At 35.2% G+C, this 26,918-nt stretch carries 25 protein-coding genes, 1 rRNA gene and 1 pseudogene; 20 read left to right on the top strand and 7 right to left on the bottom strand.

Going from position 1 to position 26,918, the window contains the following annotated elements; genetic code table 11:
- Window positions 1-96: ribosomal RNA gene (rrf, locus tag DFR56_RS21670) — 5S ribosomal RNA — on the top strand; the annotation flags it as partial.
- Window positions 97-296: 200 nt separating this feature from the next.
- Here rrf and DFR56_RS21665 read toward each other — a convergent pair.
- Complete coding sequence (locus tag DFR56_RS21665) at window positions 297-506, bottom strand: hypothetical protein (RefSeq protein WP_110397549.1); 210 nt, start codon at window positions 504-506, stop codon at window positions 297-299.
- 196 nt (window positions 507-702) lie between these two features.
- On the opposite strand from DFR56_RS21665, the gene DFR56_RS21660 reads away from it, so the two are divergent.
- The 4 genes from DFR56_RS21660 (at window position 703) to DFR56_RS21645 (ending at window position 5,117) form a co-directional block, all read left to right on the top strand.
- On the top strand, window positions 703-2,418 hold the full coding sequence (locus tag DFR56_RS21660; RefSeq protein ID WP_342353179.1) for a putative polysaccharide biosynthesis protein: 1,716 nt from the start codon (window positions 703-705) through the stop codon (window positions 2,416-2,418).
- Window positions 2,408-3,133 (top strand): pseudouridine synthase, encoded by a 726-nt coding sequence (locus tag DFR56_RS21655; RefSeq protein ID WP_110397548.1) that lies wholly within the window; start codon window positions 2,408-2,410, stop codon window positions 3,131-3,133. The genes DFR56_RS21660 and DFR56_RS21655 overlap by 11 nt, the downstream gene beginning before the upstream one ends.
- A 94-nt stretch (window positions 3,134-3,227) precedes the next feature.
- Entirely contained in the window at window positions 3,228-4,160 is a 933-nt protein-coding gene (locus tag DFR56_RS21650; protein WP_110397547.1) for an NERD domain-containing protein, read from the top strand.
- On the top strand, window positions 4,161-5,117 hold the full coding sequence (locus DFR56_RS21645; protein WP_110397546.1) for a diacylglycerol/lipid kinase family protein: 957 nt from the start codon (window positions 4,161-4,163) through the stop codon (window positions 5,115-5,117).
- On the opposite strand, the gene DFR56_RS21640 is transcribed toward DFR56_RS21645, so the two are convergent.
- A complete protein-coding gene (locus DFR56_RS21640; protein WP_110397545.1) occupies window positions 5,110-5,400 on the bottom strand; it encodes a YtzH-like family protein in 291 nt (96 codons plus the stop codon). The two genes, DFR56_RS21645 and DFR56_RS21640, sit on opposite strands and share 8 nt — an antisense overlap.
- Before the next feature lie 81 nt (window positions 5,401-5,481).
- Here DFR56_RS21640 and DFR56_RS21635 point away from each other — a divergent pair, with 81 nt between their 5' ends.
- Complete coding sequence (locus DFR56_RS21635) at window positions 5,482-6,333, top strand: YtnP family quorum-quenching lactonase (RefSeq protein WP_110397544.1); 852 nt, start codon at window positions 5,482-5,484, stop codon at window positions 6,331-6,333.
- 44 nt (window positions 6,334-6,377) lie between these two features.
- Here DFR56_RS21635 and DFR56_RS21630 read toward each other — a convergent pair whose 3' ends face one another.
- Window positions 6,378-6,695, bottom strand: a complete 318-nt coding sequence (locus tag DFR56_RS21630) for a PepSY domain-containing protein (protein ID WP_110397543.1) — start codon at window positions 6,693-6,695, stop codon at window positions 6,378-6,380.
- A gap of 245 nt (window positions 6,696-6,940) precedes the next feature.
- Here DFR56_RS21630 and DFR56_RS21625 point away from each other — a divergent pair, with 245 nt between their 5' ends.
- Together DFR56_RS21625 and DFR56_RS21620 are read left to right on the top strand one after the other, a co-directional pair.
- Window positions 6,941-7,984 (top strand): M42 family metallopeptidase, encoded by a 1,044-nt coding sequence (locus DFR56_RS21625; protein ID WP_377725790.1) that lies wholly within the window; start codon window positions 6,941-6,943, stop codon window positions 7,982-7,984.
- A 17-nt stretch (window positions 7,985-8,001) separates the two neighbouring features.
- The gene (locus DFR56_RS21620) at window positions 8,002-8,511 is read left to right on the top strand and encodes a DUF84 family protein (protein WP_110397541.1); all 510 of its coding nucleotides are present in this window, start codon (window positions 8,002-8,004) and stop codon (window positions 8,509-8,511) included.
- 77 nt (window positions 8,512-8,588) lie between these two features.
- Here the strand turns inward: DFR56_RS21620 and DFR56_RS21615 are convergent, their stop codons facing one another.
- Both DFR56_RS21615 and DFR56_RS21610 read right to left on the bottom strand, forming a co-directional pair.
- Window positions 8,589-9,335, bottom strand: coding sequence for a class I SAM-dependent methyltransferase (locus tag DFR56_RS21615; protein ID WP_211320664.1), 747 nt, complete (start codon window positions 9,333-9,335; stop codon window positions 8,589-8,591).
- Between the two features lie 57 nt (window positions 9,336-9,392).
- Window positions 9,393-9,833: a YtoQ family protein gene (locus tag DFR56_RS21610; protein ID WP_110397540.1), complete on the bottom strand. Its 441-nt coding sequence runs from the start codon at window positions 9,831-9,833 to the stop codon at window positions 9,393-9,395.
- Between the two features lie 375 nt (window positions 9,834-10,208).
- Here DFR56_RS21610 and DFR56_RS21605 point away from each other — a divergent pair, with 375 nt between their 5' ends.
- The 7 genes from DFR56_RS21605 to DFR56_RS21575 all read left to right on the top strand — a co-directional run bounded on the left by DFR56_RS21605 (window position 10,209) and on the right by DFR56_RS21575 (window position 18,817).
- Window positions 10,209-11,045: a DUF1444 domain-containing protein gene (locus DFR56_RS21605; RefSeq protein WP_110397539.1), complete on the top strand. Its 837-nt coding sequence runs from the start codon at window positions 10,209-10,211 to the stop codon at window positions 11,043-11,045.
- Window positions 11,046-11,125: 80 nt separating this feature from the next.
- Window positions 11,126-13,357, top strand: a complete 2,232-nt coding sequence (locus tag DFR56_RS21600; RefSeq protein ID WP_110397538.1) for a DNA translocase FtsK — start codon at window positions 11,126-11,128, stop codon at window positions 13,355-13,357.
- A gap of 74 nt (window positions 13,358-13,431) precedes the next feature.
- On the top strand, window positions 13,432-14,565 hold the full coding sequence (locus DFR56_RS21595; protein ID WP_110397537.1) for a nicotinate phosphoribosyltransferase: 1,134 nt from the start codon (window positions 13,432-13,434) through the stop codon (window positions 14,563-14,565).
- 91 nt (window positions 14,566-14,656) lie between these two features.
- Window positions 14,657-15,988, top strand: coding sequence for a UDP-N-acetylmuramate--L-alanine ligase (murC, locus tag DFR56_RS21590; protein ID WP_110397536.1), 1,332 nt, complete (start codon window positions 14,657-14,659; stop codon window positions 15,986-15,988).
- Window positions 15,989-16,467: 479 nt separating this feature from the next.
- Window positions 16,468-16,872 (top strand): DUF948 domain-containing protein, encoded by a 405-nt coding sequence (locus DFR56_RS21585; protein WP_110397535.1) that lies wholly within the window; start codon window positions 16,468-16,470, stop codon window positions 16,870-16,872.
- Window positions 16,873-16,890: 18 nt separating this feature from the next.
- Entirely contained in the window at window positions 16,891-17,373 is a 483-nt protein-coding gene (locus tag DFR56_RS21580; protein WP_110397534.1) for a YtxH domain-containing protein, read from the top strand.
- A gap of 205 nt (window positions 17,374-17,578) precedes the next feature.
- Window positions 17,579-18,817 carry an IS256 family transposase gene (locus tag DFR56_RS21575; RefSeq protein ID WP_170124518.1) on the top strand — a complete coding sequence of 413 codons (1,239 nt, stop codon included), beginning with the start codon at window positions 17,579-17,581 and terminating at the stop codon, window positions 18,815-18,817.
- Window positions 18,818-18,924: 107 nt separating this feature from the next.
- On the opposite strand, the gene DFR56_RS21570 is transcribed toward DFR56_RS21575, so the two are convergent.
- Window positions 18,925-21,051: a cell division protein FtsA gene (locus DFR56_RS21570; protein WP_110397532.1), complete on the bottom strand. Its 2,127-nt coding sequence runs from the start codon at window positions 21,049-21,051 to the stop codon at window positions 18,925-18,927.
- A 136-nt stretch (window positions 21,052-21,187) separates the two neighbouring features.
- Here DFR56_RS21570 and DFR56_RS21565 point away from each other — a divergent pair, with 136 nt between their 5' ends.
- The 4 genes from DFR56_RS21565 (at window position 21,188) to motS (ending at window position 25,361) form a co-directional block, all read left to right on the top strand.
- A complete protein-coding gene (locus DFR56_RS21565) occupies window positions 21,188-22,264 on the top strand; it encodes a bifunctional 3-deoxy-7-phosphoheptulonate synthase/chorismate mutase (protein WP_110397531.1) in 1,077 nt (358 codons plus the stop codon).
- A 392-nt stretch (window positions 22,265-22,656) separates the two neighbouring features.
- Complete coding sequence (gene ccpA / locus DFR56_RS21560; RefSeq protein WP_110397530.1) at window positions 22,657-23,652, top strand: catabolite control protein A; 996 nt, start codon at window positions 22,657-22,659, stop codon at window positions 23,650-23,652.
- 64 nt (window positions 23,653-23,716) lie between these two features.
- Window positions 23,717-24,535 (top strand): flagellar motor protein MotP, encoded by an 819-nt coding sequence (gene motP, locus DFR56_RS21555; protein WP_110397529.1) that lies wholly within the window; start codon window positions 23,717-23,719, stop codon window positions 24,533-24,535.
- Window positions 24,525-25,361, top strand: a complete 837-nt coding sequence (gene motS / locus DFR56_RS21550; RefSeq protein ID WP_110397528.1) for a flagellar motor protein MotS — start codon at window positions 24,525-24,527, stop codon at window positions 25,359-25,361. Before motP ends, motS begins: the two co-directional genes overlap by 11 nt.
- Before the next feature lie 247 nt (window positions 25,362-25,608).
- On the opposite strand, the gene DFR56_RS21545 is transcribed toward motS, so the two are convergent.
- A complete protein-coding gene (locus DFR56_RS21545; RefSeq protein ID WP_110397527.1) occupies window positions 25,609-26,145 on the bottom strand; it encodes a hypothetical protein in 537 nt (178 codons plus the stop codon).
- Window positions 26,146-26,508: 363 nt separating this feature from the next.
- Between DFR56_RS21545 and DFR56_RS21540 the strand changes: the two are divergent.
- Window positions 26,509-26,858 (top strand): annotated as a pseudogene (locus DFR56_RS21540) (transposase); the annotation flags it as partial.
- Window positions 26,859-26,918 lie beyond the last annotated feature (60 nt).

The following is a 26,918-nucleotide window of genomic DNA, read 5'->3' as shown; positions in this document are numbered from 1 at the left end:
GGTCACACCTGTTCCCATCTCGAACACAGTAGTTAAGCTCTCCAGCGCCGATGGTAGTCGAGGCTTTGCCTCCGCAAGAGTAGGACACCGCCAGGCTAACAAACCATCATTTATTTATTATGATAAGTAAATGATGGTTTTTATTTTGTCTTGTGCACAATATGATGTCATTAAGGAAACAAAAGTAAAAACGAATTAGGATGAAAAACTGCAAAAGCATTTAATTATTCAATTCCATATCCACTTTCTATGTAAAGTACAAGCATGACATATTCATGCTTGTACTTATTTTAAATTTAGCTCATACTTTGAGAGCCAAATTGTCCCGATTGTTGATTATTTCCACTACCGCCACTAGTGTTATTGTTTGTCATACCACTAAGCATTGGCGCTACAGTCTCCATCGCCTTGTTCATTGGTTGACCACTTTTTGACATCGTATAAAAAGCAGCAGCACCTACACCAACTGAGGCAAGAAGTGTTAACCACATATCCGATCTTTTCATTCTCTTCATTCCTTCCCAAAATAATGTTCAGTTGATTAATCAAAAAAACGAAAGATTCGATAATTGAACCAAATCTCCTTTATAGTTTAGCTCCTTTAAATGAAATAATACTCGGAATGATTTACCTGTATCATCATAATCATATGACTCCAAAAACGATATTGTAGAATTTTATCGAAAAATAGGAAGGAATTAAGTGACGTTATGCATCATTAAGGTTCCAACATATCTAAAGTATGATAAAATAGCTAAAGGACTTATTATTTTTTATGTAGGTGAACTGATGTCAAATAAAATTTTAAAAGGAACTGCATTATTAACAGGAGCAGCTTTTTTATCCAAGTTTTTAGGAATGATTTACGCAATCCCATTTAATGAATTTGTTGGAGATAAGGGTGGAGAATTGTATTTTTTTGCTTATAATCCTTATTCAATATTAATTAGTATATCAACAGTTGGAATTCCGCTGGCAGTGTCAAAAATAGTGTCAAAATATAATACATTGGGGTATTATGACCTTGGTCTGAGAGTATTTAGATCTAGTTTATTATTTATGGCAATAACAGGACTTTTAGCTTTTATCACACTTTATTTTGGTTCAGGTTGGCTTGCATCGAAGTTCATATATAGTAGTGAAGAAGGTAATACTGTTGAAGATGTGAAAAAAGTAATGCAAATGATTAGCTTTTCCCTTTTGATCATACCGGCAATGAGTGTTGTTAGGGGGTTCTTTCAAGGGAATCAGGTCATGGAGCCGACAGCAATTTCACAAGTTATAGAACAAATTGTACGTATTGCAGTTGTTTTAATAGCAGCTTTCACTATCATCAAAATCTATAACGGAAGTATTGTTTTAGCCGTTAGTTTTGCTACTTTTGCGGCGTTTATTGGTGCAATAGCATCGTGTATCATACTTTTATATTATTGGCAAAAACACCGAAAACAGCTTCGAAAACATGTAAAAGTTTCACAACGTCCTTTAAATATATCGACTAAAGAATTAGTTATTGAATTATTTTCTTACGCTGGACCTTTTGTATTAGTCGGAATTGCTATTCCACTGTATCAATCCGTTGATTCGTTTACATTTAACCGTGCAATGTATATGGGTGGTTATGAAGAAATTGCCACAGTTTCCAATGCAACGATTAATATGTATGGCCATAAATTGATTAGTATTCCGGTCACAATCGCAACTGGAATGTCCTTAACGATCGTACCAGCATTAACTGAATCGTTTACAAGGCAAAATCGTAAAAAACTTTTTGTTGAAATGAATCAATCTTTACAAATTGTTTTATTGTTCGTTATTCCGGCCGTTGTCGGGTTATCGGCACTTTCATATGAAGCATATGGTTCATTATTTGGAATGAAAAATTTAGCAATTACAGGGAATTTACTTGCTTGGTATGCACCTATTGCTTTGCTTTTTGCTTTATTTACAGTAACAGCAGCGATTTTACAAGGAATCAATGAACAACGATTTACATTAATCAGTTTGACAGCTGGATTTTTAGTAAAAGCTATTTTTAACTCTACTTTTATACATGCCTTTGCAGGAAAAGGGTCTATTTTAGCGACAGGTCTTGCTGTTTCAGTCGCTGTCTTGTTAAATTTCTGGCGGATTAGACGTGCTATTTTGTTTTCATATAAACAAACGCTTAAACGAACATTATTTATGGTTATTTATAGTCTGATCATGTGGGGAACAATCATTATACTAAAATATATTTGTGGTATGTTTATCCCTTATGAAGAAAGCAGAATTGCGGCAATTTTTATGTTGTCCATTGGTGTATTAGGCGGGGGATTTGTCTATTTATTTCTTGCATATAAAACCACTTTAATTGATCATGTATTTGGTGGAACTAATATGTTAAATCGTTTCAGGAGGAAAAAACGTGCGAATTGATAAGTTGCTTGCTCACGCGGGTTATGGCTCACGAAAAGATGTGAAACAATTACTAAAGAATCGGGTAGTTACGGTCGATAATAAAGTTATAACGAAAAGTAATGTTCATGTTAACCCAGATGAGCAATCGATCGCAGTAAATCAGAAGCAAGTACATTATCAACAATATATTTATATTATGCTTCATAAGCCAAAAAATTACTTATCTGCAACAACAGATCGTTATGAAAAAACGGTACTAGATCTCGTTGAGGAACAATATCAACATTATGATTTAGCACCTGTTGGAAGGCTTGATAAAGATACAGAGGGGCTTATTTTGCTTACAAATGACGGGAAATTAAATCATCGATTAACTTCGCCCAAACATGATGTCTTTAAGACATATTTTGCGAAAGTCGATGGTCACGTAACGAACGATCATATTCAGCAGTTTAAAAAGGGAGTTATTTTAGATGATGGATATAAAACGAAACCAGCTAATTTAGTCATTGAAAAAAGTAACCCCGTTTCAGAAGTAAGGCTCTCGATATCGGAAGGAAAATTTCATCAAGTAAAACGAATGTTTCGAGCAATTGGAATGGAAGTAATTTACTTAAAACGTTTAAGTATCGGGGATTTATTATTAGATAAGACATTACCAATCGGGAAAATGCGCTTATTAAATGAAGAGGAATTAGCTTATATTGTATCAATAGTAGGTAAGGGAGTCTAAATCCAACTTACTACATAAAGTGCAACTAAGGCATTCGGGTAAAACCTTAGTGGATGCCAACTTTCCTAAAAAAAATGAAAAAGGGGTGCATGAAATGGCGCAATTAATAAAACTTCTTGATTATATTACGAGATACGAATCAAACCCATTTCATTATCCAACTCAATATATTCGATTAAAACAAGAGAACTGGAAAAAAACGTTACAATTATGGGAAATCGAAAATGAAAAGTCTTCAAACCAGAATCAGTCATATCATAATGATAACAATAATGGAAACTTTCGTTGGAATCCATTTGCAAAAAAGCAACAAATGGAACAAGAAGAACGAGAATCTTTCGAGCGAACATTACCTATAACAAAAAAACAACTAACGAAGCACTTTTTGAATGAGCTCTACCCGTTTCAATTAAAATGGGCAACTTCAACTATTTCTCATGTTTCGTTTACTGATTCGAAATACAATCATGATCATGCATTAAAATTTTTTTTACAACGGTTCCCTGATATCTATTTACTGATGTATTATCCGATTTTTAATATTAAAAAAGCACCGATTGATGGTGAAATTATTCTAATTAGCCCTGTTGGGATTGACATTATATCATTAATGAATAAAAATCCATACGAAACAATCGTTGCAAGTAATGAACGTACATGGACGATTGAAACGGAAAATGATGTGCGTAAGGTGCTTAGTCCAGTCATCTCATTAAAGCGGACAGAACAAATAGTGAGAAGTATTTTGAACATGCATAACATTGATTTTACGATTACAAAAACTGTTTTATCCCAAACGAATAATTTTCTATTCAGTACGGAGCCTTATAATACATCGATTATCGGAAAACGAGAGTATGAGGATTGGTTTGAGAAAAAGAGAAACTTACATTCCCCATTAAAAAGCGTTCAATTAAAAGCGATGGAAGTATTATTACATCATTGTCAAACGACATCTGTTCGGCGTCCTGAGTGGGAAACAGAAGATGACACATATACGACACCGGCAAGTTTTGAGGAGTCGTAAATGTACATATTTATTATGAATCCAATTGCCGGAAAAGGTCGTGCTAAAACGATTTATGCCAAATTACAGAAAAATGAGTATTTCCAAAAACTAAATACCGTATCTTTCTGTACAAAATATAAAGGACATGCCGAAGAGATTGCGAAAAGCCTTCACCGAAAATATCGCGAAACTGACATTACTTTAATTGTCGTTATTGGTGGAGATGGTACCATGCATGAAGTGATAAATGGATTGAAAAATAAGCAAATACCGATTAGTTTTATCCCTAGTGGTTCAGGGAATGATTTTGCAAGAGGGACTTCGACTCCAAAAAATATAAATAAACTAATGCAAAACATTTATGAGACTAATACTTCCGTCCCTTATTGGTTCGGGTCTTATCTTTCAAAAAACGGTGAAAAACGAAACTTTGTAAACTGTCTCGGTTTTGGTTTTGATGCAGTAGTCGCTCAGCAGGCTAATCAATCGAAAATAAAAAAGGTCTTCAACCGATTACGATGCGGTTCTCTCGTCTATTTATATGCATTAATACGTTCACTTTTCACGTTTAAACCTTTTATCATAAAAATGGAATTGGATCAAAGGACCAAAGTATTTAAACGATGTTTTTTGCTTACGATAAATAATCATCCTTATTTTGGTGGTGGAATGAAAATAAATCCGCAAGCACGGAATAATGGAGAACATTTTTCGATTCTAGTTATTGATTCGATTTCAAAGTGGAAAGTATTGGCATTGTTTTTCACTGTGTTTTTTGGAAAACATCTTCACTTTAAAGAAGTATCAACGTACACGGCGCAGAAAATCACATGTTATGCCAATCATTCTATCCCATATCAAGTAGATGGAGAGACAGGGAGTACATCTTTTTGCACCATGATAAAACAGCCACTACCAATGCAGGTAAAAGGCTGTTCAAAAATGGTTCAAAATAATCGCAACCATATTAACTAATATTTGTTTTTGTTCGATTGATCGTTTCTAACCACTTCTGAATATTGTTTTCGTTTTCTGAAATATGATCTGAAAAAGAGTGGGCGATTTCACCTTTAATCCCGTAATAATAAATTTCTGGTAGCACTGTTAACAACTCGCCATCCATTTCTTTATTAGCAATCATCGTTTGAACAAGCTTTTTAATTTGCCTGTATTCATTCATGGAAACGGTTTTAAATGTCACTTGTTCATCTAGTAAATCATGTAATAATGTTAACTGATTGTGGACAGTTAAATACATTATAAAATCACCTCTCTGCTATTATGCCCTAAATTTGTTATAATATACCCTAATTGAATTTGAAAATAGGAGGAAGATACGATGGAACGTCTACAAGTTGGAAAAGCGACTTTAACTTGGCTCAATGGTGGTGTTAATTTTCTTGATGGTGGGGCGATGTTTGGTGTTGTACCAAAGCCATTATGGAGTCGTAAATACCCTGTAAATGAAAAAAATCAAATCGAATTAAGAACAGATCCTATTTTGCTTCAATTAGATGGAAAAAATTATTTAATCGATACCGGAATGGGAAATGGAAAGCTTTCAGAAAAACAGATGCGTAATTTCGGGGTACTGGAAGAATCTAATCTTGAATCTTCCCTTGAAAAACTCCATTTAACCGTAGCAGATATCGATTGCATTTTGATGAGCCATTTACATTTTGATCATGCTTGTGGTTTAACGAAAAAGCTAGGTGATGAGTATGTTTCGGTTTTTCCTGATGTGCCAATTATAACGTCTAGCATCGAATGGAAAGAGATGCGAAACCCGAATATTCGGTCCATTAATACGTATTGGCCAATGAACTGGGAGTCCATTCAAGAACAAGTGAAAACGTTTGAAGATGAAATACATATTACCGACGAACTAAAAATGATCCATACAGGTGGGCATAGTGATGGACATAGCATAGTAGTATTTGAAGATGGGGAGAACTGTTTTATCCATATGGCGGATATTATGGCAACCCACGGTCATCAAAACAAGTTATGGGCCATGGCATATGACGACTATCCTGTTACTTCCGTTCATGAAAAAGAAAAGTGGATGGAGTATGGATATGAGCGGAAGGCATGGTATACCTTTTATCATGACGCATATTATCGTGCGTTACAATATGATGAGTCTGGTGTGGTAATTGACGAGCTTAAAAGGAAGCAGTATGAATATTAATAAACTTTAATCGATAAAAAAATAGCCATCCAGTATGAGGATGGCTATGAAGCTATTTGTTTGGCGTCAATGATGGCACCTGTTTCAATATCGACATAAAAGTCATATTGTTTGTTGTCTCCATCAATATTTCGGCTAATACCTCCGCGATACGTATCGTAAATTAGGCCGTTTTTTTCTAGTTTTTCTGGCTTCATGTAAATCCATGACCCATTAATTGGACCGTTTTTTTGAAACGTTTCTTTTGCATATTGTAGTGCTTTTTCTGGTGTGAGTTTTTTGTATTCGTCAAGTTGTTCTTTTAATAAGTAGCCAATCGCAAATCCTAATCCAGCTGCAAGTAAAGTATTTTTTCGACTCATTTGTATCATTCACCCCATTTAAATAATCTTTGTAAGGAGTCATGTTCTCCAAATCTAATGATTTATATGTATAGTATACATGAAAAAAGGAATTTATTATATGACAAAACAAGTAAATAGTATGTAGAAAATGGATATTCTCCAAGTCTTTCATAAATTCCTTATCCATTAGAAATGATCATCCACTTTTGAACAAGTGAAAAAATAGAAAGAGAGTGATAAAATTGGAAAAATCTACAAGGAACATGTTTAAAACGTTGACAGAGTTACAAGGTGTGCCTGGAGATGAAAAGCTAGTACGAGATTTTATGAAAACGGAATTAACTAAATATGCAGATGAAATAATGTATGATAATTTGGGTAGTATATTTGGGGTGAAAAATGGTATTGGACCACGTGTCATGGTTGCAGGACATATGGATGAAGTTGGCTTTATGGTCACGCAAATTACCGACAATGGAATGATTCGCTTTCAACCGCTAGGCGGATGGTGGAATCAAGTATTACTTGCTCAAAGAGTACAAATTATGACGAAAAAAGGAATCGTTCCTGGTGTGATTGGATCGATTCCACCACATAATTTAACTCCAGATCAACGAAAGAAGCCGATGGAAATAAGCAATATGTTAATTGATATTGGCGCGGACGATAAAGAAGATGCACTTCATATCGGTGTTTCACCAGGCGATTCCATTGTGCCAATCTGTCCTTTTACTCCGATGGCAAATGAAAAAAAGATTTTAGCTAAAGCTTGGGATAATCGCTATGGATGCGGACTAGCGATTGAACTATTAAAAGAGCTTAAAGAGGAAACATTACAAAATACATTATATGCAGGGGCTACTGTTCAGGAAGAGGTCGGTTTACGCGGGGCGCAAACGGCAGCAAACATGATTCAGCCAGATATCTTTTTTGCACTTGATGCATCACCTGCAAATGATATGTCTGGAAATAAAGAGGAGTTTGGGCAAATTGGTAAAGGTGCACTACTCAGAATTTTTGACCGAACGATGATCACTCACCGTGGGATGAGGGAGTTTATCCTTGATACAGCAGAATCAAACGATATTCCATACCAATATTTTATCTCTCAAGGTGGAACAGACGCAGGACGTGTACATATTTCAAATGATGGGGTACCATCAGCCGTGATTGGGATTTGTGCTCGATATATCCATACGTCTTCCTCGATCATTCATGTCGATGATTATGCCGCGGCAAAGGAATTATTGGTTACATTAGTAAAGGCAACTGATCAAGCAACAATCGATTCCATACGAAAAAACTAACAGAATGAAGGGTTTTTATGAAAATTGTCATCGGTTCATTGAATAAAACGAAAGTAAATGCAGTGAAAACGGTTTTTGAAAAAGAAGAAATTTTAACTGTGGAAGTACCATCAGGTGTTTCCGCGCAACCAGTGGGGGATGAAGAAACACTGCAAGGTGCGATAAATCGGGCCCGTGGTGCAAGGAAGACAAGTCAAAATAGCACTGGAATAGGACTAGAAGGTGGCGTCATGTTCCTACATGAGGAGCTTTATCTTTGTAATTGGGGGGCGATCGTTACACCAGATGGGAAACTATTTACGGCTGGTGGTGCCCGTATTCAATTGCCACGATCCTTTATAGAGCCGATTGAGGATGGAATAGAATTAAGTGATGTCATGAATGACTATGCACAGAAATCAGATATTCGTCATCATGAAGGTGCAATTGGGATTTTTACAAACGGACAAATACTCCGTGATGAAATGTTTGCTCATGTTGTGACGTTATTGAAAGGGCAGATGGATTTTTGGAGTAAAGAAGAGTAATTTATTCAAGATAAAAGGCTGTGGTGGATTTTTTCCATCACAGCCTTTTTTTACAAATTACTTTTTAGGATAAATAATTAGACGTAGAGCCCCATTAAAAAAAGGCATTTTTCTATGCGCTCCAAACTTTTTATCCCATTTACCGATGTAAGATCATCTTCTAACCTTTTAACGAGTTTTTGTTCCACTTCATCTGACAAAAATATCCAAGCTGATTGAGATTGGCGGACTTCCTTTTGAAGAAATGCTTCTGGTCTTCCATAAAAAGCTTCTTGAAAACCATCTCGACAATCGATCGGAATTGGGATATCTTTGATAATAGAGGCTTCACCTAGTATGTTTGTTATTTTATTTATTTTTGGATAGCGCGCTTTTTCTACTTTAATTAATTCTGGAAAATAATAAGCATTCCAAAAAACATCCAGTGCATTAGGATCATATGTCATAATAACAATTTGGTTTCGAGTCACCCTCTTAAGCTCAAGTAAGCCTTTTTCAAGGTCAGGCCAATGGTGAATTGTTAGAGTCGCCAAGGACGCATCAAAAGAGTCGTTATCAAAAGGTAATGAATCCGCTGTTCCGATAATGGCAGGAACTTTATTCGCATTCACTCGTTCTTTTCTCATTGAAATAGAAGGTTCAACTGCAACAACATATTTGTCTTGAGGCTCATAAGAACCCCCACCTGCACCAACATTGAGGACCGTTTTAGCTGAGCCTAAAGCTTCTACTATATGTTTGGCAATAATTGGATCGGTTTGCCTCAGGCTAGAATACTTTGTTTCGTGCTCATCATAATTAAAACTCGTTTTTCCAATAGTCATTATGGAGCCCCTTTGTACATAAAGTTCTCCCTACGAAATCCCAAATACCGATTACATTTATTCATAAATATAGCTTAACACATCTAATGCTTGATCTACCGTTTCCACTGTTACATTCGCTTTATTGGAAAGCTCTTTCAGTGGATGAATGAGTGATTCTGGTCTAATAATAATAGTTGGCTTGTTCCATGTAATTGCGCTGCTTGCATCCATTGCAGTATTCCACTGCCGGTACTGCTCTCCAAACAGGGCGATGACAACATCTGCTTTTTGCAACATTACTTGTGTTCTGAAATTATTAATATCGGAAGCTGCTGCATCTTTATAAAGCTTTCCCGGTTGCTTTCCTAAAATGTCTTCCCCAATATCATCTGAACGATCATGATTCGTTTGAGGTGCAACAAATGTAAGGGGTAATTGTTTTTTTTCTGCCTTCTTTTGCAGTTCTTCACGCCAATTCGTATGAATTTCTCCCGCTAAATACACCGTTAATTTCATTCTCATCCCTCCAAGTCTTATTATACTTTGTAAGCAAGGAAAAACAAAATTTTTCCATTTAAAATATAAACGAGCAAGTGAGTCACTGACATCAATGCTAATTCCCAGATCAACCCGAACATTATCTATGGAAGAAATCTTCATATTCTTGTATTGTAACTAACATCTAGAGTGGAAACGAATAACTAATCTTTGTTATTCGGATTTTTAACTGAAATATTGAAAGATGGGGATTGATTCCAGTAGAAAAACAATTAGAAAAAGAAATATTATTTGTTAAAGTTCAAGAACGTAGTATGATAGTATATAAAGAAATAACAATTAAATGTAAAAAATCGAACGTTTTTGATATATTTTTCTTGGAGGAATTTTCAAATGAAAATGACTAGTATAAAAATGAAAAACATTCTCAATAAGAGATTAGCAAGTCCGGATTTTCGGACTTCTTTTAATCGTGATAAAGATTTGTTTCGGATTGAATGGAAAAATACAAAAAAAGGGATGAACGTTAAGTTACCTCAAGTGATCGCGAAATATAATGCACAAGGTGAGGCAGCGATCGATGAACTTGTTAACCATATAAAAGAAGCATTAGCAATTATGAATGAAGAACATCAATTAAAAGGAATGGAAAAACATATTTTCCCTGTCATCCGTTCTACCTCCTTTCCAACAAAAACGAATGGCGGAAAACAATTAGTAACAAAAGATCATACAGCAGAAACGAGAATATTTTATGCGCTTGATTTAGGAAAATCATATCGATTAATTGATGAAGAGATTCTTGAAAAAGAAGGCTGGACAAAAGAACGAATGCATGAAAATGCTTTATTCAATCTCCGTTCTTTACCGATGGATTATAAAGTGGATCGAGTTCGAGAAAATGATTTTTATTTTATAGCAACACAAGATGGATATGATGCAAGCCGTATCCTATATGATGCTTTTTTAGAAGAAATGAAAGCAAAATGTGTCGGCGACCTAGCCGTTGCTGTCCCACATCAAGATGTTCTTATTTTAGCAGATATCACAAATGATACAGGGTACGATATTTTAGCACAGATGACGATGAAGTTTTTTGCAGAAGGTAGAATTCCGATCACTTCTTTATCCTTTATTTATGAAGATAAAACATTAGAACCGATTTTTATTTTAGCTAAAAATAAACCGAAAAAAGTAAAAAATAAAGCAGATGATGGAAAGAACGATTAATTTTCGCGATCTTTCAACAAAAAAAGTAAAAAACTGATAAAATAGATATATCATTATCGTTATGAAAAGTAGGTGAGATTATGTGGAAAGATTGGAAGAAAAAAGTGAGTGACTTTTTTTACGAAGATGTCATCGAAGGCGATGAAGAAGAACGAGAAGAAGATGAAGCAATGAATCAGTCGATTCATCGTTCTGTTGCAAATCGAACTGTAAACACAAAAATGACCTACCAATATCCGAAAGAACAAATAACTCCTTTTCGTTTCCCAGTTATTCCTGATCATCAAGCTGAAAAAAAATTGGCAAAAAGACAAGTTAATCAGAGAAATTATCAACTAAAGCGTAACTCTCATCGTTCCAATAAGGAAAAAGACTTTTTAATTCATGGATACAAACGAAAACAGTTAGTAAAAGAACTAGAAGATATCCCAGCATATGTTCGAAGGAGAAAAATAGAAGAGCGAGAACAAAAAAGGAATCAAGTAGAGAATAAGGAAGATCAAATAGAAGTACAGCATGAGCCAATTGTATTCAATCATACGAGGCCAGATGAGCTTGATCGAGTGTTTAAAATTCGAGACGGCCTACTAAATAATGATTCCGAAGAGTATAAGATGAACTCACTACCAATTCAGATTGAAGTTCACGATTCAACTGAACAAAAAAGGAAGCCATTTGAGCTTTCACTAAAGGAAGAAAAAAAGCTAGAAATGCAGCAACAAATAGAACAAAAAGCTACTTCAGAAAAAGAAAAGCATATAGTATCTAGTGAAAAGCCAAATCCACCATCATTTGTTCTTGACCTTATAGAAGATAGTCATGAGGAGTATGATTTACCACTTGATAAGCTGATCGATGAATCAATCGATGACCCAATCGATGAACCAATTGATGACCCAATCGATGAACCAATTGATGTACCAAACTATTTATTAAACGATCCAATACTTCCAGACGAAGATGATTCGGTCTGGTTAGATGAACAACAATCTTTACTTGAACAAACGTTAAAACATTTTAATATCCAAGCCAAAATTGTCAAAGTGACGCAAGGCCCATCCGTAACAAGATTTGAAATCCAACCAGCGCTTGGGGTAAAAGTAAGCAAAGTTAGAAATTTAGCAGATGATATTAAACTAAATATGGCTGCAAAAGATATTCGTATTGAAGCACCCATTCCAGGTAAAAATACAATTGGAATCGAAGTGCCAAATCAATATCCACAAGTCGTAAGCTTACAAGAAATTATTGAAACAGAGGAGTTTAACCAGGCTCCATCTCCATTAACAATTGCGTTAGGCTTAACAATTGAAGGAGATCCACTTATAACCGATATCGGTAAAATGCCCCACGGCTTAATTGCTGGTGCGACAGGATCAGGAAAAAGTGTCTGTATCAACACCATTTTACTTAGTCTTTTATATAAAGCGAATTACAATGAAGTAAAATTTTTGCTTATTGATCCGAAAATGGTTGAACTTACTCCATATAATGGGATTCCGCATTTGATCGCCCCAGTCATTACAGATGCGAAAGCGGCAACGATTTCATTAAAATGGGCTGTGGATGAAATGGAAGATCGATATGAGAAATTTGTTGAAGCAGGCGTAAGAAATATATTAAAATATAATGAAAAAATGACGAAACAAAATCGAGAGAGAGACAAATTACCTTATATGGTTATTGTCATCGATGAACTAGCCGATTTAATGATCGTCTCTCCGCAAGAAGTAGAAGATGCGATTTGTCGGATAGCTCAGAAGGCGCGTGCGTGTGGTATTCACTTACTACTTGCAACGCAACGACCGTCTGTTGATGTCATTACAGGTCTTATCAAAGCAAATATACCGACTAGAATTGCTTTTAGTGTTTCATCACAAGTGGATTCTCGAACGATGCTTGATACAGTCGGTGCAGAAAAGTTATTAGGTAAAGGTGATATGTTATTCGTTGAAAATGGAGCAAATAAAAGTGTAAGATTGCAAGGACCATTTGTTTCAGACGAAGAAATTGATCGAGTAGCTTCTTATATGCGTTCAGTTGCTAAGCCAAATTATTTATTCGAGCAGGAACAATTACTACTCGACTTCCAAGAAGAGGAAGAAGATGAATTATTAAACGAAGTGATTGCATTTATCGTAGACCAAAATCAAGCGAGCACTTCCTTATTGCAAAGAAGGTTTAGAATAGGGTATAATCGAGCCGCACGCTTAATTGATACATTAGAAAATAAGGGAATAGTATCTGCCCAAAATGGATCAAAACCACGTGAGGTACTTGTAACAAAAACACAATTGGAAGAATTTTTATAAAGGTGAAAACGAGAGGATAAAAAGACAGTTAGCTTATCCTTTAGAAAATGAGATGAAAGCAAGGAGCTCCTTTTATGAAAGAAATAGAACAGAAATTACAAGGGAAAATAAGCCGTTTAACAAATCGTACCTTCAAATTTGATAAACGTATTGGAGAAGGTTGGTTCTCAGCGGTATACTTTTTAAAAACAAGAGAGATCGTTGAAAAAAAGTTACCACATAATATAGTGACCATGCAATTTTTTCAAAAAGAAGAAGCGGTTCTTTGTGGAACAGATGAAGTGATTGCATTAATACATACGTTTGCAGAACACCCTGAACAACTGGAAATAAAATCGTTAAAAGATGGCGATAAAATAAAACCATTTGAATCTGTACTAACGGTTACGGGACCATATCAATACTTTGGCTTTTTAGAAGGGATTATTGATGGGATTTTGTCACGAAGAACCTCTGTTGCTACAAATGTATATAATGTGGTAAAAGCAGCAAGGTCATCTGGAAAACAGAAACCGGTAATCTTTATGGGAGACCGGGATGACCATTATACACAGCAAGCAGGGGATGGCTATGCGGCATTTATTGGCGGATCGACAGCGCAAGCGACTCATGCAATGAATGAATGGTGGGGGAAAGAAGGCATGGGGACGATGCCACATGCATTAATCCAAATGTTTCGCGGTGATATTATCGCCGCATCAAAAGCCTACCACGAAATGTTTCCAGAAGATGACTTGATGGCACTTGTCGATTATAATAATGATGTGATTACAGATTCACTTAAAGTCGCACGAGAATTTGGTAAGACATTAAAAGCAGTTCGTGTAGATACATCACGTACATTAGTAGACAAATATTTTTTAAGAAACCATCATTTAATGGGTACTTTTGATCCTCGTGGTGTCAATCCTGAATTAATTTTTGCCTTACGAAAAGCTTTAGATGAAGAAGGTTTTGAATTTGTAAAAATTGTTGCAAGTGGCGGATTTACGGAAAAGAAAATCGCCTATTTTGAAAGCAAGAATGTTCCCGTTGATATGTATGGAATCGGTAGTAGCTTATTAAAAATTAATATTGGCTTTACTGGGGATAATGTATTATTAAATGGATCACATTCAGCAAAAGAAGGTAGAAAATTTCGTCCAAATCCGCGATTAGAAGAAGTTAGATATGAAAAAAAACTAAATTTGAGAAATGAAAGTCAATAAAGAATAAAAACAATGATATTAGTCAATAAAAAACACTAGGTGTTTTGACTATATTTTATGTTACGTTCTTTATATGTTTTGGAGGTTTGTTATGACAACTTACCATTTTATTGGTATTAAAGGAACTGGAATGAGTGCTTTAGCCCAAATTCTTCATGATTCAGGGGAAAAGGTACAAGGTTCAGATGTAGATAAATATTTTTTTACACAAGAAGAAGTAGAGAAAAAAGGAATTTCCATTTTACCATTTTCAAGTGACAATATTAAAGAAGATCAAATTATTATCGCTGGAAATGCTTTTTCAGACGATCATATTGAAATAAAACGGGCAAGAGAATTGGGATTAACTTTTTACAAATACCATGAATTTCTCGGTCAATGGGCAAAAAAGTATACAAGTATTGCGATTACAGGCTCACATGGAAAAACGTCCACAACAGGTCTATTATCACATGTACTGGAGGAAAGCTATCCAACCTCCTATTTAATAGGTGATGGAACTGGAAAAGGACATGAAAATAGTGATTACTTCGTATTCGAAGCATGTGAATATAAACGTCACTTCCTACATTATAGTCCTGATTACGCAGTGATTACGAATATCGATTTTGATCATCCTGATTATTTTGCCGATGTAGAAGATGTTTTCAATGCATTTCAATCGATGGCAGATCAAGTGAAAAAAGGAATTATTGCTTGTGGAGAAGATGAGCATTTGCAACATTTACAAACAAAAGTGCCAATTATTTATTATGGCTTTTCATCAACGAATGATTTTCAAGCAAATAATATTCAAGTAACGAAAAATGGCACACAATTCGATGTCTTTGTACGAAATACGTACTACGATACTTTTCATATTCCAATGTATGGAAACCACCATATTTTAAATGCGTTAGCTGTGATTGCTTTTTGTCATTATGAAGAAATGGATAGGAAAGTAATGCATCATTTAAGCACTTTTGGTGGGGTAAAACGCCGTTTTTCCGAAAAGCAAATTGGTAACCAAATTATTATTGATGATTATGCACACCATCCAATTGAAGTTACGGTTACGATTGATTCGGCAAGGAAGAAGTATCCTGATAAGTCGGTGATTGCCGTTTTTCAACCACATACATTTACACGAACAAAAACATTTTTAAATGAATTTGCTGAAAGCCTCGACAATGCGGACTACGTATTTTTATGTGATATATTTTCTTCCGCTCGTGAATCATCGGGGGATTTAACGATTAATGACCTATTAAATAAAGTAGAAGGAAGTACTTTATTAACATTGGAAAATGTATCGGTTTTACAGCAATTTGCTGATAGTGTTCTTATTTTTATGGGAGCTGGGGATATACAAAAATTTCAGTCTGCATATGAACAAAGTGTAGAACTTGGCTTATCGGAACAAAAAGAAAGTAAAAGTAGTTAAACATCTTAGCGTTAAGGGAAGAAGTGTTTGCATAGATTGGCTATGTAAACACTTTTATGTTAACAAGTAAAAAGTATTAAACTTACTACTGCTTCCGCTCGTCCCATCGAAAAGCGTTGCGACTGCAATTACTTGTCGTGTTAAACATTGTAACGTCGTAAAGTACAGCAAGGACTCGCCGTTACAGGCTTTACGAATGCCAAGTTTTCTAATCGTTTTTATTTTGGACAAACATTTTATGATTGAAATTTCACTTTTGGAATAAAATAAGCGTAGGAAGTTTACCTTTCTGTCAAAAAGGTAAAAGATCTTAATTATTTTTTCGATTTATTTGAAAAAAATTGTCAAAATAAGCTAGTATGTATATAGGGATAAGTTGAAAAATGTTTACTCTATTTAGTAATGGGTATTGTTATTAAAAAACAAGTAATATATACCTATGATTTATGAAAAGATAAAGAAAGAGGAGTTGACCAATTATGAGTGCCGGATTAACGATTGCAGCAATTATCGTAGCAGTTGCATTTGCCGTATTAGTCTTTTATTTAGCCCAAACACTTTTAGCAACAAAACGTACTTTAAACAATGTTGCAGATACATTGGCAGATGTAAATAAACAAATGGAAGGAATTACAACGGAGACGACATTGTTACTTCAAAAAACAAATGATTTGGCAGAAGATGTCAATCATAAAGTCTCAAAACTAAACAGCGTATTTGATGGAATTCAAGAAATAGGGGATTCATTCAATCATTTAACACATTCTGTAAAAAAATTATCCACTAGCGTTTCCGTATCTGCAGATCAAGACGTCGAAAAAGCGACAGAAGCAGTTAAGTGGAGCACAGCCATTTATAATGTTTGGAAAAACAGAAAAAAATAACTTAGGGAGGGTTTAATAATGGAAGAGAACAACAACAAAGGTTTTTTATTAGGTACAATCATTGGAAGTGTTGTCGGTGCCACATTAGCGTTAGTATTCGCCCCTAAACCTGGAAGAGAATTACGTCAAGACATCAACAAAGGGGCTAGACAGGCACTTGAAAAAGCTGACGAGCTAAAAGAAATTGCACAAGAAAAAGGAAGTGTGTATACAGAAAAAGTTAAGGTCAAAGGTTCTGAACTAAAAGAAAAAGGATCCGAACTTACTAAAAAAGCAGTTGATTCAACGTCAAAACTGACAAAAGAAGTTACTGAAAAAACAGTTGATTTTGCCCAAGATGTAGGTGAAAAAACGAAAGATCTTGCAAAAGATGTATCGGAAAAAACGAAAAGTACGGTAAAAGAAGTTTCACAAAAGGCAAAAGAATTACGAAAAGATACAAAAGAAGAAGTTCAAGCAGAAATAGAAGATGTGAAAGAAGAAGTAAAAAGCGAAAGTTAAATTGGTTAAATAAAAAAGCTTGTAGAAGTCGAATTGGCTACTACAAGCTTTTTGGTTTGGGGCCATCAGAATTTTTCCCTCCCGATCTTTTAGGGAGTGTAAAATAAACTGTGTAAGTAAGAGAGCGTACGGCTCTTACTTCACAGTTTATTTTTTTACTATTTTATTGTTAGAATAAATACAAAACAATTGGGAGGTTATTCTATTGACTCAATCAAAGCGTGATCAGAAATCAGCTGAATTAGCGAAACAAATTCTAGAAAACTACCAACCAGAGACCGTAGAAGATATGCAGAATGCACTTAAAGATATATTTGGACCTATGTTTGAAGCAATGTTAAAAGGAGAAATGGTAACTCATTTAGGCTATGAATCGAATGATAAAGAAGAAAAAGAGACGGAGAATAGACGAAATGGTTATGGAAAGAAGACCATCAAAACGAGCTCCGGTGAAGTGAATATCAAGGTGCCACGAGATCGCGACGGTTCTTTTAATCCGGAACTGATACCGAAACGGAAAAAGGACGTTTCGGCGATCGAAAATAAAGTAATCTCCATGTATGCACGCGGGATGTCGCAACGGGATATTTCTTCAACGATTGAAGATATCTATGGCTTTTCGGTATCTCACGAAATGGTGTCTGATATTACGGATCAAGTTCTTCCTGAACTGGATGAATGGCAAACGAGACCTTTAAGTAACTGTTATGCCTTTGTTTTTGTAGACTGTATGTATACAACGATTCGCAATGAATATGAAACAAGAAAATATGCCGTCTATACGATTTTAGGATACACCACTCAGGGCCATAAAGAAATCCTTGGATTGTGGCTCAATGAAACAGAGAGTAAGCATAAATGGATGCAGATTTTTGATGAAATCAAAGCGAGAGGAGTTGAAGATATTTTCTTTATCTCTATGGATGGAGTGAGTGGTTTGGAAGAAGGAGCACGTGCTATTTTCCCAGATATCATCGTACAACGATGTGTGGTTCATTTGATTCGCAACTCCATCAAATATGTTCCTAGTAAAGATTATAAAGCATTCACCAAGGCCTTAAAGAAAGTCTATGGTGCACCAAGCCTCAAGGCTTGCCTAAGTGCTTTCGAATCCTTTAAACAACAATGGGCTTCATACTCAGGGGCTATTGACGTTTGGACAAGAAACTTCAACCATATCGAGCAACTTTATGATTATGGAAGTGCGATTCGTAAAGTGATGTACACAACGAATGCAGTAGAAAGTATCCATGCCAGCTTTAGAAAAATAACTAAAAAAGGAGCATTCCCTAACGAGAACGCTCTATTAAAAGTATTATTTTTACGAATAAAAGAACTTGAAACCAAATGGGAAGGTGGACACATTCAAAACTGGGCAATGGTTATGAACCAACTTCTCCTTCATGATGAGCTAAAAGATAGGGTGTTAAAATATCATGAGTAAATTGAAACTTACACACTTTATTTGACAAACCCATCTTTTCCATCTTGAGGTAGAAGTTTCCCCCAAAAGGGTTAGGAGGACAATTCTTTTCGATCATCTTGCAAAAACTATTCCCAAACAATTTCCAACTTATCTCCATGAATGACTTCTTCATGGAAGGTTGTCAACTCATTATTTTTATATAATTTATAGCTTCCTCTTATCTGGGATAAGTCAATATCGACATACCGAAAGATATCTTGAAAGATAAAGGCTCTCACATTTGTTTCCTTTAATACAAGTCGATCCCCATGATGTAATTCACTCGTTTCTTCCAACGGTTGGTCATCTCTTATCATCGTCATTCGATTTTGCTTTAGTTCAACAGGCTCTCCATTAAATGTTACATGAATCTGATAATCGAACTGCTTGTCTAGCTGATGTAATAACGTTTTTACCGTGACGTTTTCCGATGGGGTCATTGTTATTTGGTCTTCCTCATGAATATAAGTAGTCATATTAGCCTGTTTTCCATTGACCAAAATGATTGTACTTCCTTTATCTAATTTTACTTTTCGTTCGTTTACGATAACAAAAAAATCCTCTTTTTCCTGATCATTCAATAGAGTTTGTTCCGATAAAAAGTCAGCAATTGTTTTTGCCATGACGACATGAATCGTATCTTTATCTTGCACAAGGTAATTTTTATCAACGATTTGACCATTTGCTTGATAAACAGGTTTAAGTACAAATTCCTGATCATTGTATGTAAAAGGTATTTCCTTCATATCGCCTACGATCTCTTCTAATGTAACAGTTGAATTTTTCCCGTCTTTCCCTTTATGGATTACAATCTTGTCACCTGAAGCTATTAAACTATCAACAGTGGCAGCTTGATCATTGACAAAGATAGTTGGTGGATCACCATATTCTCCGCGAAGGGTCATTTTTTTCCCATTGAACGTAATAATCGAGGCAAGGCCAATCTTGCCATAATACTTGTTTACTTCAATTCCGGCTTGAATAATGGCATCTCCAACCGTTAATTGTTTTGTTTCAAACATAAGCGTTACTTTATCATTGACGTAAACGGTAATATAGTGAAGTGGATTTTGTGTTGCACTAATCGCTATCCCAACCGGAGTGACAAATTCTGGCCCAGTCGGCAACCCTTCATTTGATTTTAAACATTGGATCGCTTCAATTCCTCTCATGGCAACTCTGTTTGCAGGAAGTTGTAAATAAGTAGCTAGTTTTTCATTTAGTTTTGGTGTTAAACTTCCACCACCGATAAGCATGACAGCTTGTGGTGCCTTTGCATTTAAATGACGTATTTCAGTTGCTAATAGATTTGCCAGTCGATCGACACTTTCTGCAATTTGCGGAACTAAATCTTCATATGTAATGGTTGATTCAAACCCTAAAATATCGTGGACAGTTGCTTCTTGATCATTGATAATTTTCCGCTTTGTTTCTTCAGCTACTTTAAAGTCGAGTAAGTAATGATCACTTATTGCTTCTGTTATTTCATCTCCTGCAATTGGTACCATCCCGTAAGCCACAACTGTCCCATCATTTGAAATAGCAATATCGCTCGTACCTGCACCGATATCAATTAATGCAATATTTAATCTCCGCATGGATTCAGGAATAAGTACATGAATAGCAGCAATCGGTTCCAATGTTAATGCTTCCATCGTTAAATCAGCTCGTTCAAGTGCGGCTAATAAAGATTCAACAACAATTTTCGGTAAAAAAGTAGCGATAATTTCTACTGTTGCTTCCTTTCCAACTTGATCGATAAAAGAACCAATTTTTTCACCGTCTAGTTTATAATGTAAAATGGAAAAACCTACACAATGATAGTTGGTAAAATTATGTTTATTTTCTTTTGCTAAAAGAGCTTGTGCTTGTTGAACAGCACTTAACTCTAAATGTTTAATTTCTTCTTCGGTAGTAATTGGTTTATCTATTATCGAAATACTTTTTTCTGTTTGTATCGTTTTTAACGCACGACCCGCGGCAGCCACACAAACATGTTGTAACAGACCATGCTTTTTTTCAAGAGCACATTTCACTTCAGTTATTACTTCTGCAACTTGAACAACGTTTTGGATTTGTCCATCTAACATTGATCTTTCTTTATGTTGTCTTACACAAAAATCTATTACTTTATAGGAATCGTTTGTCTTTTGTAAAATGATCCCCGTAACAGATTGTGTTCCTATATCAAGTGCAAAAACGTGTTCATTCATTATGTAATTTCCTTTCGTTAGAAAAATTGCGAAAAACAGTATATACTCTATTATATATACATTAAAGTGACAAAGAAAACAATATTAGATATAATTGTTCTAATTGTTAATAAACTTGAAGGAGAGTCGTTCGTAAATGAGTAATGGAACTATGCAAGAACTACGTGAGCAACTGGATTCACTCAATCTAGAATTACTAGATTTGATTAACAAACGAGCCGAAATCGTTCAGCAAATTGGTGAAATTAAGGGAAAACAAAGTACAAGACGTTTTGACCCTGTCCGTGAAAGAGATATGTTAAATCATATTATTCGTAATAATGACGGACCTTTTAAAAATGCAACGGTTGAGCATATATTTAAAGAAATTTTTAAAGCGAGCTTAGAAATTCAAGAAGATGATCAGCAAAAAGAATTACTCGTATCTCGTAAGCGAAAGGCAGAAGATACGATTATTGATATTAAAGGTGTGAAATTTGGAGACGGGGATAATCATTTCATTTTTGGACCTTGTGCAGTTGAAAGCTATGAGCAAGTTGCAAGTGTAGCAGAAGCAATTAAGTCAAAAGGATTAAAGTTACTAAGAGGTGGTGCATTTAAACCACGTACGTCTCCTTATGATTTCCAAGGGTTAGGATTAGAAGGATTAAAAATTTTAAAACGAGTAGCTGATGAATACGATTTAGCTGTCGTAAGTGAAATTGTCAATCCGGCAGATATTGAAGCGGCACAAGAATATATTGATGTCATCCAAATCGGAGCACGAAACATGCAAAACTTCGAATTATTAAAAACGGCTGGAGAAGCAAATAAACCAGTTATTTTAAAAAGAGGATTATCCGCAACGATTGCTGAATTCATTAATGCTGCCGAATACATTATTTCACGAGGCAATGGAAACATTATCTTATGTGAACGTGGAATAAGAACGTATGAAACAGCAACAAGAAATACACTAGATATTTCTGCTGTGCCTATTTTAAAACAGGAAACTCATTTACCAGTTCTTGTTGATGTCACCCACTCTACTGGGCGAAGAGACCTTTTAATACCGACAGCTAAAGCGGCGATTGCAGTTGGCGCAGATGGTGTGATGGCTGAAGTGCACCCAGACCCAGCAGTTGCTTTATCTGATGCACAACAACAAATGGATTTAGATATGTTTAATGAATTTTTCAATGAAGTAGCTAATTATGGATTAGCGGTAAAATAACGTTCTTAAGGAAAGTTATTCCCAATTTGAACGAATAAAATGATTAGATCCTACTTTAGCGATCCGAATAAAAGTAGACTTTTTGACTAAAGTGAGACCCCACAGAATACAGGACGAGGTTGATCAATCGTCACGTCCATGTGACATTATCGACATTAGCACGTCCTGGGGCTTTGCGACTGCGATTACTCGTCACAATAAATATGGTGCTTCGGAGGCACAAGGGTCACCTATTCAAAGCGAAGTATAGTCGGATCGCGGGTAAAAGAGCATAAATAACGGATAATATACAGTGGGTTTTGCAGGCTTGCTGTATATTTTTTGTGTTTTTATTCAAGCTAGGATATTATAAACAGTAGATAGTTGATAATTTTGGTCGGAGGTGGCTAAAGATGAGTATAACAATTTATGATGTAGCAAGAGAAGCAAACGTTTCTATGGCAACTGTATCACGTGTTGTTAATGGAAACCCAAATGTAAAGCCAACAACTAGGAAGAAAGTGCTGGAAACGATTGAAAGATTAGGATATCGTCCAAATGCTGTTGCAAGAGGTCTTGCTAGCAAAAAAACGACGACAGTTGGTGCAATAATTCCTGATATTTCGAGCACCTTCTTTTCAGAACTAACGCGTGGTATTGAAGATATTGCCACAATGTATAAATATAATATTATTTTAAGTAATTCAGATCAAAATAAGGAAAAAGAACTTCATCTAATTGACACAATGTTAGAAAAGCAAGTAGATGGAATCGTTTTTATGGGTGGAGAAATTACAGAGGAACATATTGAGCAGTTCAAAACATCTCGTGTTCCCGTCGTTTTGGCAGCAACTCATGATGAAACAAATGAACTGCCATCTGTTAATATTGATTATGAATCTGCTGCATATGAGGCAACAAAACATTTAATTGAGACGACGAAAAGTCAACCAGCATTCATCACTGGCGGCGAGCATATTCAGTCAAATGGATTAAAATATGAAGGATATATTCGTGCGTTAAAGGATTCGTCCATTGAAATTAATGAACAAATCGTTATTGAAAATGAAGCTACTTATCATGGTGGTATTGAAGGAGTCGAGCAACTGTTAAAAGTAGCGGAGCGACCGAAAGCAATTTTTGTCACGACTGATGAAATGGCTATTGGTGTGATCCATGGTATTCAAGATAGAGGACTTCACGTTCCAAATGATATTGAAGTATTTGGATTTAATAACACTCGGGTTGCGCTCATGGTTCGCCCGACGCTTACGACAGTTGTACAACCGATGTATGATATTGGAGCAGTTGCTATGCGTTTATTAACAAAATATATGAATAAAGAAGAAGTAGACGAAAATACAGTTATTCTCCCACATCGAATCATCGAAAGAGATTCAACAAAATAAAAATAGAGCCGATATATAGAGTAGGTAGTAATTACTACACTAGCATACGGGAGAGATTTATATAATGAGAAAAAGAGACATTCTAACTCCAATAGGGATCACCATCGGGTTTATTATGATTATGCTCGCAATTTTATCGAGTGGCGGTAAAGAAGGCTTCGGGAATTTTGTTGATGTAGCTTCCATTTTTATCGTCATTGGTGGTCTTATTGGATCATTGCTCATTAACTTCAAGTATGAACAAATTAAATTATTTTCATCCGTAATGAAAGAGGCGTTCAGAAAGAATGATCGTAAAATGCCTGAATTAATTCAGTTATTTATCCGCCTTTCTGAACAAGCGAGAAAAGAAGGATTACTCGCATTAGAAAACGAAATGGAAGATGTAGAAGACGAATTTATTAAAAAAGGAATTTTGCTAGCAATTGATGGGATTGAGCCTGAAGTAATTAATGAAATTATGAATGCTGAAATTACTGCCATGGAAGAAAGGCACTATAAAGGACGTGTCATTATCGAGAAAGCTGGTGAATATGCACCTGCTTGGGGGATGATAGGTACGCTAATCGGCCTTGTGTTGATGCTTAGTAGTTTGGACGACCCGGCAAGTTTGGGACCTAATATGGCAGTAGCACTATTAACAACACTTTATGGAACGGTTCTTGCTAACTTAGTTTTTTTACCAATGGCAAGCAAATTAGAAAACAAAACAGACGAAGAAATTTTTATTAAACAAATTATCATTGAAGGTATAATCGGTGTGCAATCCGGGCAAAACCCACGTATTTTAGAAGAAAAATTAAGCGCCTTTTTAGTTGGAGAAGAGTTAGAGACACCTTCTAAAGTAACAGGAATTAGTGGGGAAAACATCCATGAGGCGTAGAAATAGAAAGCAACAAAAGAATGGCGCACCAAAGTGGATGGTTACATATTCTGATATGGTTACATTAGTATTAGTTTTTTTCATCTTATTATTTTCGATGTCGCAAATTGACTTGGTTAAATTTGAATCTATTTCAAAGTCATTTCAAAGTCGGGCAATTTTAGACTTTCTACCTTCTTCTGTTCCATCAGAAAATATCACGAACGATGATGCTTTTGGTGGATTGGGAGATGGGGACGAAGGTGTTGACGATGCTGCAGGTGGAGAGGACGATAGTGAAGATGAAGAAGAATTAGACGTTGACAAACTAATTGATCATTTGGAAGAATGGGAAAAGAAAGCCGATGCACTTGCAAAACTAATGGAAAACATTGATTCCTTTTTAGATTCGGAGGAGTTGGGAGACGTTATCTCAGCTAAGCGTACGGAAGAAGGGGTTATTTTAGTTTTACAAGATAGTATTTTATTTGATTCAGCGGAAGCACAAATTTTAGATACTGGACGACCTTTTTTAGATGAGGTTGGTAATTTGTTAAAAGGAATGAATAATCATGTACGTGTCGAAGGGCATACGGATAATCGACCTATTTCGACCTATCGTTATCCTTCCAACTGGGAGCTTTCTGGAGCTCGTGCTGGAAGTGTTGTTCGTTACTTTATTGAAGAACACGACCTCGATGAAGAGCGTTTTTTAATTGGAGGATACGGTGACACTAGACCTGTCGTAGAAAATAAAACTCCAGAAGATTGGAGTAAAAATAGACGAGTTGAAATTGTCATATTGGACGCGGATCATGAGCAAACAAGTAAAAAGCCAGAGGATTAAAAGTTAATCCTCTGGCTTTTTTTGTTCGTCTATCTTTTCACTTGTGGCTTTACTTGAATCTTATGAATTTTAGAAATAACTAGATTTTAACTTGTTGTTTTGCGTATGTTATTTTTCGCAGCACTATATTATGCTAAAGCAGTTTCAGCATTAGTTTTACCAATATTGATACTATTTCTTCTTAGGTCAAATAGATGAGATTGACGAGGGCAGTGGATAATAAAAATAAAGACAAGGGATAGAGATTCTATCCTTTTTTAAGTAAAGGAATATCCTTTAAGAAAGACTCAACCTTATCTGATTGAGAATTACCTTTAAAATACGCAATGTTATTTTTGGGAAGGTAAAGTATAAACAAATCATCTTCTCTGCTAAAATACAGGACTTCGTTCCAGTTATAGGAACTTTTAAGATTATGTTTTTTATTGTATTCTTGTCTTTCATTAAATAGAAAATCTTCTTTAACACGTTTATTAGAAAAACCATTTTCGGAAATTATACTTATACGGTCACCTAAGTGTAAGTGTTTAATATGAGATAGTTTTCTTTCCATACCTTTTGTAAACATAAATTTATACACTGGAAATAGTATAAGAATTATAAAAATCCATCTTAATAAAGTATATATTAAAGGTAGTTTGGAATAAAATAAAAATGCAATAATTAGAACACCAAATACCCAAATTGCTTTCTTTATATTTTCAAGTTTAGAATACTTGAAAACATTATTCGCTATTTTCTTTAAGTCTTGATCTTCAGTAGTATATTCGAGTTTAAATAACATTTAAAACTATAACCTCCTAAAGATGATATCACTATAAAATAAATCTAAAAAAAGAAACGAGATCTCTAATGCAGAAGACTTTTCAATTACATAATATGGTATAATTGATATATATCATACACGATAAATTAAGGAATTACAAACATCTTAGGAGGGGTTAACATGATAGAAAAGCCCTTAAAAAAAGAAGGTAATCAACTTAAAAAGATAGAAAAGCATTTAAGAAATTATAAGCAATAATATAAATCTGCAATAACTATATTACAAAAGCAATTAGCTAATTATAGAGATAGTGTAAACTAAACTGGCCAATAGGAACTGCACGCTATTCTACTTACACAGGCTAGTTTAAGCTACTTATTCTTTCCAGATGCCATTGTTCAACGTTGCATCGTTCATTTGATCCGTAATTCTGCTTTTGATGTATGGACTAGGAACTCGCATCATCTGGTACAACTCTTGATGATCATGGTAGTGCTATTCGTAAAATGATGTACACAACGGATGCCGTAGAATGCATCTACTCTAGTTTTAGAAAAGTAACCAAAAAGGAGCATTCCCAAATGAGAACGCCCTTTTAAAAGTATTATATCTTCGGATTAAAGAACTTGAAAAGAAGTGGGAAGTGACCATATCCAAAACTGGTTAATAGCTATGAACCAGCTTCTACTACACACGATCAATTAAAAGATCGAGTAAAGTATTTAGAATAAATTATAATTTACACACTTTATTTGACAAGCTCCCCCGTCTTTTCGTTGTTCGGGAAGTAT

It is taken from the genome of Pseudogracilibacillus auburnensis (assembly GCF_003201975.1).
Lineage (GTDB): Bacteria > Bacillota > Bacilli > Bacillales > Amphibacillaceae > Pseudogracilibacillus > Pseudogracilibacillus auburnensis.
Note: the sequence above shows the minus strand (reverse complement) of the source record. Positions and strands in the feature narration are given on the sequence as shown.